This window comes from Cellulosilyticum ruminicola JCM 14822 (genome assembly GCF_001311925.1).
Taxonomy (GTDB): Bacteria; Bacillota; Clostridia; order Lachnospirales; family Cellulosilyticaceae; genus Cellulosilyticum; species Cellulosilyticum ruminicola.
The window spans coordinates 67,562-74,079 of sequence record NZ_BBCG01000016.1 but is presented as its reverse complement, the minus strand read 5'-3'; the positions used below and the strand labels follow the sequence as shown (position 1 = coordinate 74,079).

The window sequence follows — 6,518 nt, the reverse complement described above, 5'->3', positions numbered from 1 at the left end:
TACCAACAATGAAAAAAGCAAAAGTATTTATGGACATTTGTTGTATTGCTCTGCTTGCGTCAAGATTAAATGATGCTCAAAAAATCAAACTGTATCAGCATAACTCTAAGTAATTAAAAAAATATTGTAACAAAGCCTGTGGATAAAAAACATCAAATTTTACTGGCTGAACTGAATGACGCTATTTTTGAACTTTTTTATAAAAATCAAAATTTTATCCACAGAAGGCAACTTTTGAATTGTGAAATATCCTCAGTTAAAAAACAATGATATTAACTATCAAATCTTACCAGTTAATTATGCTTTCCATTCTACTTTAATAGATCAGTTATCTGATGATTTAAAAGAAGTATATAGTGAATATAAAGTAAGACAACCTATTAGATTTAGAGAATGTATACAAGGTTTAGATGAAAAAGAACATTTATTCATCGACTTATCACCTGATGGAGAAATCTCAGGGATGCTTAAATATATTTTAACAAGTGAAGAAAATATTGTACGTATATCATCTATTTTTAATACTATGATTGATGTGGATAAAGTTGTAGAAGAGATTAAGGTAAAAGGGGTGCACAAGATGAAAGCATATGTTTTTGCAGGTCAGGGTTCACAATATAAAGGAATGGGAGAAGGCCTTTTTGATGAATTTCCTGAATTAACTCAAAAAGCAGATGAAATTTTAGGATACTCAATTAAAGATTTATGTCTAAATGATAGTGAGGGTAAGCTATCTAATACAGCATATACACAACCAGCATTATTTGTTGTAAGTGTATTATCATATTTAAAAGATCTTAAAGACGCGGAAAGTAAACCAGATTATTTAGCAGGTCATAGTATTGGAGAATATGCAGCATTATGTGCTTCTGGTGCCATTGATTTTGAAACAGGTGTAAGACTCGTTCAAAAAAGGGGAGAATTAATGGCTAAGGCTGCAGGAGGAGGTATGGCAGCTGTAGTTGGTTTAACCAAGGAAGAGGTTGAGCAAACCTTAAAAGATAGTGGTTGCACACAAGTTGATATCGCTAATATGAATACACCAAAGCAAATTGTTTTATCAGGAAAGATGAAAGATATTGAAGGGCTTGCTGAGGCATTTACAAGTAATTTAAATTGTAGAATGTATAAAGTATTGAATGTAAGCGGTGCATTTCATTCTAGATATATGCAAGATGCATTAGATGAATTTAGAAAGTTTTTAAATAAAGTAGAAATAAAAAAGATGGAGATACCTGTTATCTCTAATGTATATGCAAGACCATATAAAGAAAAGGATTTCCATGAAACATTAGCTATTCAATTAGTTTCATCTGTACAATGGACAGATAGTATACGTTATTTAATGGCAAAAGGTGTAGAAGATATCAAAGCAGCTGAACCAGGTAAAGTAGTTAAGGGCATGGTACAACGTATATTAAGAGAAGCAGCACCTTTAGAAAAAGAAATTATTGAGGCAGAGGAAGTCGCAGAAAGATTAGAAAGTAGTGTGGATGAAAAGGTAAACACAGAAGAAGTGCAGCAGACAGGTGAGATTACAGCTTACTCTTTAGGAGATGCTAATTTTAAGAAAGAATATGGTTTGAAATATGCTTATGTCGTAGGTGGCATGGGAAATGGTGTTTCTGATGAAAAATTAGTGATTCAAACAGGTAAAGGTGGGGTATTAGGTTTTTATGGAACAAGTGGTGTAGATATTGAGGAAGTTGAAGCTGCAATAAAGAAAATCCAATCAACGCTAAAAAATAATGAGCCATATGGTTTCAATGTAACATATGATGTGAAAAATCCTAATGTAGAGGAAAAGCTATATGATACATTGCTTAAATATAATGTCAATGTAGTAGAAGCAGCAGGATATGTTATGCTGACTAAAGCATTAGTAAAATATAGAGTAAAAGGATTAGTCAAAGGTTTAGATGGTACTATAACAGCTCAGCATAAGATTATTGCAAAGATATCAAGACCGGAAGTTGCAGAATATTTTATGAGTCCACCACCTTATAAAATCGTACAAGAACTTTTACAAGAAGGCGAAATTAGTGATGAAGAAGCTGAATTATCTCAAAGAATTCCAATGGCAAGTGATCTATGTGTAGAAAGTGCTGCTGCTGGATATACAGATACAGTGAATATGTTAACGCTCTTACCTAGTATCAATCAGCTCAAAGAAACAGTGGAAAAAGAGTATAAATACCAAAGTGAAATTCGAATAGGCGTAAGCGGTGGAATAGGAACACCAAATGCTGCTGCTACAATGTTCATGATGGGAGCAAGTTTTATTTTAACAGGTTCAATTAATGAGTGTACAGTTGAGGCAAACATTAGTAATCGTGTAAAAGAGATGTTAAGTAGCATTAATGTTCAGGATATAGGCTATGTGCCAACATGGGATGTATATGAATCTAATAATAGAATTCAAGTTCTCAAAAAAGGTACACTATTTTGGGTGAGAAGTAATAAATTATATTCACTGTATAAAAACTATAATGCAATAGAAGATATAGATGAAAAAACAAAAGAACAGATTCAAAATAGATACTTTAAAAAGAGCTTTGATGAAATCTATGACTTAGTAAAAAATGAGCTACCTACTAGCATCATAGAAGAAAGTGAAAGTAATCCAAAGGTTAAAATGAAGTTGATTTTTGAATGGTATATTAACAATAGCTTAGAATGGGTCAAAACAGGGGAAGAAGATTATCAAACAGATTATCAAGTTTTAGTTAGTTCAGCTCTAGGGGCATTTAATCAATGGGTAAAAGCAACATCGCTAGAAAACTGGCAAAATAGACATGTGACAGAAATAGCTAAGATGCTTATGAAAGAAACTGCTCATTGTGTAAATGATATGATAGAAAAATATTCTAATTAATTTAGAGAGGGAGATATTATGAGTGAACATCAAGTGGGAATAGAAGCAATTAATTTCTATGGGGGTTCTGCATACTTAGATGTACGTGATTTAGCTGAGCATAGAAATTTAAATAACGAGAGATTTGAAAATTTATTAATGAAAGAGAGAACAGTACCATTACCATATGAAGATCCTATATCACTAGGTGTAAATGCTGCAAAACCAATTATAGATGCAATGTCAGAAGAAGAAAAAGATAAGATTGATATGATCATTACATGTACAGAGTCAGGAATTGACTTTGGAAAATCCATTAGTACATATATCCATTACTATTTAGGATTAAACCGTAATTGTAGATTGTTTGAAATGAAAAATGCCTGTTATTCAGGTACAGCTGGATTCCAAATGGCAGTTAACTTCGTATTAGGACAAGCAGCACCAGGGGCAAAAGTATTGGTTATTGCCACTGACTTAGCTAGATTTATGGCAGTCAGTGATGGCGGAGCATTGATGGAAGACTGGTCTTTTGCAGAACCAAGTGGAGGGGCAGGAGCAGTCGCTATGCTCATTAGTAATAAGCCTAAAATCTTCAAAGTAGATGTAGGGGCAAATGGTTACTATGGTTATGAGATAATGGATACATGCCGTCCTATTCCAGATAGTGAAGCCGGAGATTCAGATATGTCACTGATGTCTTATTTGGATTGTTGTGAAGCTGCATATACAGAGTACACTAAGCGTGTAGCTAATGTGGATTATGCTAAGAGCTTTGATTATCTCGCATTCCACACACCATTTGGAGGTATGATAAAAGGTGCACATCGTAAAATGATGCGTAAGTTTTGCAAACTAAAAGCTAATGCCATAGAAGAAGATTTTGAAAGAAGAGTATATCCTGGTTTAAGATATTGCCAAAGAGTGGGAAATATTATGGGCGCAACAGTATTTTTATCTTTGATTAGTACAATTGCAAATGGAGATTTTACTTCACCTAAAAGAATAGGCTGTTTTTCTTATGGATCAGGTTGCTGCTCTGAGTTTTATAGTGGTGTTGTCACAAGTGAAGGGCAGAGATTAGTTCAGAAATTAAATATTGCTAATGAGCTGACTAATAGATATAACTAAACATTGATGAATATGAAAAGTTATTATACGGAAATGATGTTGTACAATTTGGTACTAGAAATGTAGAGCTAGATTTAGATGTTATCCCAGGTGTTTTAACAGTAAATGAAAAAGGTAAGCGATTAGTATTAAAATCAATAAAAGAATTTCATAGAGAATATATTTGGTTATAGAATGGGGAGGAATTTAAAATGAGTAAAGAAGAAATCTTTGAAATGATGAAAGAAAATATAAGTGAGATTATTCCAGAAATTGATGTAGATAGTATAGATATGCAAGATAGTTTAAAGGAATTAGGAATTAACTCAATAGACCGTATGGATATTATTGTAGATACAATGGAAGCTTTAAATTTAAGACTACCTATGGTCAAATTTGGTAGATTAAAAAATATCGAAGAGATTATCATGACATTTATGGAAGAACTATAAGGAGCTAAACATGAATAGAGTTGCTGTAACGGGAATGGGAATTGTAAGTGCAATAGGACATGATACAGTAGCATTTATGAATAGTATCAAAGAAGGAAGATGTGGCGTAAAAAAAGTAAATGACAGTATCATAGGTGAGTATTTAACTGCCTCTATTGAAGACTTCAATCTACAAGAGCAAGCTATGGCTTATAGTGAAAGAAATGCATCTTTGATTAAAAAGTTTCTAAGGGAAGCAAAAAGATGTCCTAAAGCTATGCAATATACTTTAAAAGCAGTATTAGAAGCATGGATGCAAGCCGAAGGAGAGCAAGTTGAATCAGAAAAAATAGGGTGTATTATTGCAGGAAATAATCTATCTAATAACTGGCAGTATAGTGAAGCTATGAGTTTTAAGGAGCGCTATGAATATCTTAAGCCATCCATATTTCTTCAATGGATGGATACGAGTTATATTGGATATGTTAGTGAGCTATTTAATATAAGGGGAGAAGGATTGACTGTAGGTGGAACATCTGCAAGTGGTAATGTAGGAATTATAAAAGCATGTCAACTTATTGAAAATGGCATAGTTGATGCCTGTGTTGTAGTAGGAGCATGTGCGGAGCTTTCGCCTATGGACATACAAGGATTCATGCAGTTAGGTGGAATGGGTGGCAAAGTACTTAAAGAAACGCCATTAGTAGCTAGCTGCCCTTTTGATAGGCGTCATGAAGGCTTTATATATGGTCAAAGTGGGGCATGCCTATTCTTAGAAAGTGAGCAACATGCCAAAGCAAGAGAAAAGAATATATTAGCTTATATAACAGGTGGAAGCATTGTTTTAGATGGTAATCACTTAACAAATCCTAATCAGCAAGGGGAAGAAAGGGCCATGAGAAATGCTTTAGAAAAAGCACATTTAATGCCACAAGATATAGATTATATTAATGCCCATGGAACTTCTACACCTTTAGGTGATGAGGTAGAACTCCAAGCAATTAAAGAATTATTTGCAGACTATATACAAGATATAAGAGTGAATTCAACGAAAGGATTTACGGGACACTGTTTATATTCAGCAGGGGTTGTAGAGGCAATTAGTACAATTATTCAAATTAATAATAACTTCTTACATGGTAATTTAAATTTAGTTAATCCAATTGAAGACTTAGCGTGTTTATGCAGGCAAGAAATGCAACATACCACTATTAAACACGCTATAAGTAACTCCTTTGCATTTGGAGGAATAAATACAAGTATTATTATTCTGGCAAATGACTAATTGCCTTAGGAAAGAGATTATATATTTTTTCTTTTATCGGAACATTTGTGTATCATAAATTTGATATTCTACGCGGTGCAGATATAAGGACTTGCCATCAATAGTGATGCGTGTCATTTTAGGTAGATTCTCAGGAACTTCTACGGATACACGGTTACCTTGATAAACGGCTAGAAGTGTGCCCAGTTGAGAGTTGATGACGATAATCTTAGATTTTCCAATGGCATTTCCTAATTTATTAATAAGTTTATCTAGTGGAATAAATCCACCATGCCCATTAACTTGAAGATTAATGTTGTTGGTTGCATTGGCAAGCCCCTCAGAAGATAAGTCTGTATTGTCATATTCATAGATTTTTGATAGGCCTTTTTCTTCAAAGACGAGGGTGCTGCCTACATGAAGCATTTGATAGCCATCTATGGTGATTTCTAACACTTGACTATCATATTTAGAAGTTTTATTCCCTTCAGAGTCGTAAGTTGCCTTGCCCTCATATCCACCGATACTGATGTGATTTCCAGTAAGTGTGGTAGTAGGTACACCGAAGTCATTGTAAACAGTAGCTGTGAAAGTTTCACCTATAAGCTGTCCTTTTTTTCCTTTAAACCAGTGTTCTAAGGCGGCGCATCCAGTAAATAAACTAGTAATTAAGGTGAGCAGCACGATAAACACAGGGTTTTTTTGCAAGTTGCTTTTTTCATTGTAATCCCCTTTCTGACAATATATGAAACATTATAGCATAGGTATTAGAAGAAATTATAAGTATTTTGAGAAAATATAATGTATAACAATAAAAGACCTATCAAATACATTTTTAGTATGGTTTGATAGGTCTTTT

General features: G+C 33.6%; 5 protein-coding genes. 4 read left to right on the top strand and 1 reads right to left on the bottom strand.

What is annotated here, in order from left to right:
- Positions 1–241: 241 nt before the first annotated feature.
- From fabD to JCM14822_RS07775, 4 genes are all read left to right on the top strand, one after another.
- On the top strand, positions 242–2,875 hold the full coding sequence (gene fabD, locus JCM14822_RS07790; protein WP_242861444.1) for an ACP S-malonyltransferase: 2,634 nt from the start codon (positions 242–244) through the stop codon (positions 2,873–2,875).
- 18 nt (positions 2,876–2,893) lie between these two features.
- The gene (locus JCM14822_RS07785) at positions 2,894–3,985 is read left to right on the top strand and encodes a hydroxymethylglutaryl-CoA synthase family protein (protein ID WP_278287190.1); all 1,092 of its coding nucleotides are present in this window, start codon (positions 2,894–2,896) and stop codon (positions 3,983–3,985) included.
- Between the two features lie 191 nt (positions 3,986–4,176).
- Entirely contained in the window at positions 4,177–4,416 is a 240-nt protein-coding gene (locus JCM14822_RS07780; protein ID WP_054741198.1) for a phosphopantetheine-binding protein, read from the top strand.
- Between the two features lie 10 nt (positions 4,417–4,426).
- Positions 4,427–5,680 carry a beta-ketoacyl synthase N-terminal-like domain-containing protein gene (locus tag JCM14822_RS07775; protein WP_054741197.1) on the top strand — a complete coding sequence of 418 codons (1,254 nt, stop codon included), beginning with the start codon at positions 4,427–4,429 and terminating at the stop codon, positions 5,678–5,680.
- Between the two features lie 33 nt (positions 5,681–5,713).
- Here JCM14822_RS07775 and JCM14822_RS07770 read toward each other — a convergent pair whose 3' ends face one another.
- Positions 5,714–6,352 (bottom strand): DUF5052 family protein, encoded by a 639-nt coding sequence (locus JCM14822_RS07770; protein WP_172674789.1) that lies wholly within the window; start codon positions 6,350–6,352, stop codon positions 5,714–5,716.
- Positions 6,353–6,518: the final 166 nt, after the last annotated feature.

Bases quoted from the DNA above. Each gene is read 5' to 3' on its own strand.
- JCM14822_RS07785 (WP_278287190.1), top strand. From the start codon at position 2,894: ATGAGTGAACATCAAGTGGGAATAGAAGCAATTAATTTCTATGGGGGT.
- JCM14822_RS07780 (WP_054741198.1), top strand. From the start codon at position 4,177: ATGAGTAAAGAAGAAATCTTTGAAATGATGAAAGAAAATATAAGTGAG.
- JCM14822_RS07775 (WP_054741197.1), top strand. From the start codon at position 4,427: ATGAATAGAGTTGCTGTAACGGGAATGGGAATTGTAAGTGCAATAGGA.